General features: G+C 39.4%; 3 protein-coding genes. 2 read left to right on the top strand and 1 reads right to left on the bottom strand.

Annotated features, from left to right (window positions below):
• Nucleotides 1-1,841: chloride channel protein (locus tag ACUVXA_RS17590; protein ID WP_445872589.1), on the top strand; the 1,841-nt coding region annotated here is incomplete at its 5' end.
• A gap of 60 nt (nt 1,842-1,901) precedes the next feature.
• Here the strand turns inward: ACUVXA_RS17590 and ACUVXA_RS17585 are convergent.
• A complete protein-coding gene (locus ACUVXA_RS17585) occupies nt 1,902-2,972 on the bottom strand; it encodes a glucose 1-dehydrogenase (RefSeq protein WP_445872588.1) in 1,071 nt (356 codons plus the stop codon).
• 236 nt (nt 2,973-3,208) lie between these two features.
• Here ACUVXA_RS17585 and ACUVXA_RS17580 point away from each other — a divergent pair, with 236 nt between their 5' ends.
• Entirely contained in the window at nt 3,209-3,898 is a 690-nt protein-coding gene (locus ACUVXA_RS17580) for a class I SAM-dependent methyltransferase (RefSeq protein ID WP_445872587.1), read from the top strand.
• The last annotated feature ends 100 nt before the right edge of the window (nt 3,899-3,998 follow it).

Genomic DNA, 3,998 nt, shown 5'->3' with positions numbered 1-3,998 from the left:
AATACTTGAAAAAATTTTCCCATGAACTAATTCGAGTGCGAATTTTGGTCATTGTTCTCGCAGGAATAATTGGAATTATTGGCGGGATTAGCGCGGTTGCTTTCAGATATTTAACTGAAATTTTTAGTGATTGGTTTACAGCTATACCAGACTATCTAGGTTGGCCATTTATCATATTGATGCCCACTCTGGGGGGTCTCATAGTTGGCTTTCTTGTCACCAGATTTTCAATTGAGGCTAAGGGTTCGGGTATGCCTGAAGTGATGGAAGCGGTGGCTCTAAAGGAGGGAAAAATTAGGGCAAGGGTGCCCTTTGTTAAGATGCTGGCATCGGCTTTGACCATTGGTTCTGGGGGAAGTGCAGGAGTTGAAGGACCTATTGCACACATTTCAGCTGGCCTTAGTTCCATTTTTGGAAGCCGTTTTAAGTTAAATGGTCGCTACACCAGACTTTTAGTCATCTGTGGGGTGGCTGCGGGTATAAGTGCTTTGTTCAACGCTCCTATAGGTGGAGTGCTTTTCGCGTTGGAAGTTATTTATGGGGGAATAGAGGCCATTGCGGTAATTCCTGTAGTATTCTCTTCAGTGGTTGCAACTGCTATGAGCAGAGTGGTTTTGGGTGAACAGTCTATATTACAGTTGACACCGTTTGTTTTGTCGAATTCTTGGGAACTAATTTTCTTTCTGATTTTGGGTCTCTTACTTGCTGTGGTGAGCGTTTTTTGGGTTAAAATTTTTTATTGGATATCAGACTTATTTGACCGTATCAAGGTTTCTCCATACTTTAAGCCAGCCCTTGGAGGCTTAGGGGTTGGACTCGTGATTGCAGTATTTCCTCAAGTTATGGGCGGCGGATACCAAGTAATGGAACAAGTTTTTGCGGGGGGAATAGGATTGGCACTGCTTTTGATTTTAGGATTACTGAAGATGTTTACTACTCCGCTGACTTTGGGTAGTGGGGGGAGTGGAGGGGTTTTTGCACCATCCTTGTTTATTGGTGCCATGTTTGGAGGGGCTTTCGGTTTGGCTGTTCATTTTCTTCTGTTTGGAAGAATATTGGGACCTTTTGAGCCTGTGTTTGCCTACTGGGATGGTTTACTTGGAGCTCTGGGTCCAGCATTTCATCCTTATTTTGGTTTTGAACCTATGGCATATGCTTTGGTAGGTAGTGCTGCTCTATTTGCTGCAGCGGGGAGAGCTCCACTTACTGTTATTGTTATGATGTTTGAGATGACGTATGACTACTTTTTGATTCTGCCCCTCATGATAGCTTGTGCCGCAAGCTATATTCTGAGCCGTGTAATCATGAGGGAGGATATCTATACCATGAAACTTCGCCGCAGAGGCATAGACTTTATTGCAAAGAGAAGGGGAGATGTGCTTGATTACACCAAGATTAAGGACGTTATGGTTACAGATGTAATAACAGTGAACACGAATATGACGATCTTTCAAGTTCTAGAACTAATGGAGAACTACCATCACATGGGTTTTCCGGTTATAGAAGACGGTAAGTTAGTGGGAGTCGTAGACTTCAATGATGTAACCGAGGAAATGTTGAATAGAAAGGGCGAGAATTTGGTCAAGGAGGTTGCCATTAAGGACTATGTGACAATTGGTCCTGATGAAACGGTGCACGCCGCATTGGATAAAATGATTCAATACGGTGTGGATCGCTTAATCGTGGTGAATCCGAATGATGAATCAAAGATGATTGGATTAATTACCAGAACTGACATACTTTACTTACATGAAGTAAAATACATCATGAAACAGAAAAGAGACAAATTGAGAGAAAAACTTGCGAAGATAGCTGAGCTCGCGGAAGATGAAGAACTGTAAAAATTAGAAGAATTTATGCAGTGTAAATTATTAGATAATTGTGATTTTTAACGTTTTATTTTACTTTTTTTGGAAATTGATTATGGTTTTAATTTCTTCGAAATCGCTTTTGAAAGCTAAGGTGACTTTTTCTGGTGTAAGTTCCCGGGATACGAGTTTCGCCATTACCTTGGGATACTTTTTCTTTATTTCAAGTAGGTCTTTTATGCCCATTTCAAAATGTTTTTTGTTAGAACTTACTGATCCAAATGCTACCCTGTTTCCTAAGGTCATATTGCTGAACACTTTTCCGAAATCTTCACACTCTTGTATTTCTCGGTAGAGACCCAAGAAGCATATTATGCCGTTTTGTTTGGTCATTCCACAGGTTTCTAAAGCAGCTGAAGCTGCTCCAGAAGCCTCAATTACCATATCAAATTTCTTATCTATTGTGATGAATGAATTCACTCTTTCATCTAAGTATTCTCCTCCAACATCTCCCACAATCTGAGCTTTGACGCTTTCCACACGGTTCCGTGACATATTAAGGACATTAAAACCCCTTAATCGAAGAACTATGGTGGCCAGCAAACCTAGAGGACCTGCTCCCACAACCAGAGCATCTTCCCGTTCCCAAATCAATCTTTCCTGAATTTTAAATATTTGAGAGATTCCTTTCTCCACAATGCTTAACGGCTCTAGGAAAACCGCTTCCTCTTTTATTTCCTCGGGAACTTTAACCAGATAGTCTGCATCTGATACCGCGTAATCAGAAGCGAATCCATGCAGTTTTAAAATTCCATGCTCAGAAAAAGTCCCGGTGGTACACATGTCGACCTCGCCCATTCTGCAGTTTACACAGTTTTCTATACACGGTCTCCTAACAGTTGGTACAACAATGTCACCGACTGAAACATTTTTCACATTCCCGCCAATTTCCTCAACAATCCCCACAGCCTCATGTCCCAGTACCAGATAAGGGGACCCTTCTGGGGGTTGACCGTAATAGCCATCGTTTATTTCTCTGTCGGTGGCATCGATTCCAACTTTTAAAATTTTTAGCAGAGCTTCATTCTCTTTGGGTTTTGGTTCATGTATTTCCATTAACTGCACGGAATTCCTCTCAGGAGGCGTAACAACAACAGCTCTCATTAAGCTACACTCCAACATTTAAATTCAAAAACTGCGAGTATAAAAGATGTAATATATTCAAGGAGAAAATGGAAAGATTTTATATTACATATCTTAGTATCTTCCCAATAGTTACCTAATTCTATTTTTTTATACAGTTCAACGTGTTTTTGAACCTTATCAATTTTACCCAAACTTATTTCCATTTCATAACAATGGAATAAATTATATAATATCGGATTGTAAAGCTTTGAAATATGAATAGAGATAGTGTTCTTAAAAGGTTTGATGGTCTGGCACAAAATTATGATAACTATATTGTTAAGGTTGATGGTTATTCCGACACCATCGAAAGAATCATAGAATTAGCGAAACCAAAGAAGACAGATATTGTTTTAGATTTAGGCACAGGAACAGGTGCGTTAAGCTTCAAGCTCGCCCCCACGGTTAACAATGTGCATGCTAGGGACATTTCTATGAAAATGCTGCAGGTGGCCAAAGAAAAGGCATTGAAATCTAATATTAAGAATATTGACTTTGGCTATGGTAGTTTTTCTGAACCTAATTGTAGCGAAGAAGTGGATTTGATTGTCAGTAATCTTGCGTTTCACCACTTGTACGATGAAGAAAAACAAGAAGCAATAAAGTCATGGTATAAAATCTTGAAACCCGGAGGAAGAGTAATTTTAGGAGACCATATGTGGTTTTTTGATCACAAGAAAGACCCAGAAAGAAAAGAAAAACTAATCCGAGAAATAGTCCAGAGACTGGGGGATCCAAAAAAACCTCTGGAAGAGCAATTAGAGGAACTAAAGAAAAGAGATCACCCCGCTAACGTTTATGATCTCAAGAATTTTTTCAAACAAGCGGGATTCAAGGTGGAAAGAATCGAGGAGATAATATCTCCAGTAATGGAGATAATCACCGCAAAAAAGCCAAAACAATAAATTCATATTTTTAGAGTAGCAAAAAATTTTTTCAATAATAATAAATCTAAAGTTTTGCGGTATTTAAGTTATTAGGTCATTTTATTATCATACTCACCAC

The organism is Candidatus Jordarchaeum sp., from assembly GCF_052745115.1.
The sequence above is the reverse complement of the archived record's forward strand: the minus strand, read 5'-3'. Positions and strand labels throughout refer to the sequence as shown.

Coding starts and splice junctions, on each gene's coding strand:
- ACUVXA_RS17585 (WP_445872588.1), bottom strand. CDS start 2,972: ATGAGAGCTGTTGTTGTTACGCCTCCTGAGAGGAATTCCGTGCAGTTA.
- ACUVXA_RS17580 (WP_445872587.1), top strand. CDS start 3,209: ATGAATAGAGATAGTGTTCTTAAAAGGTTTGATGGTCTGGCACAAAAT.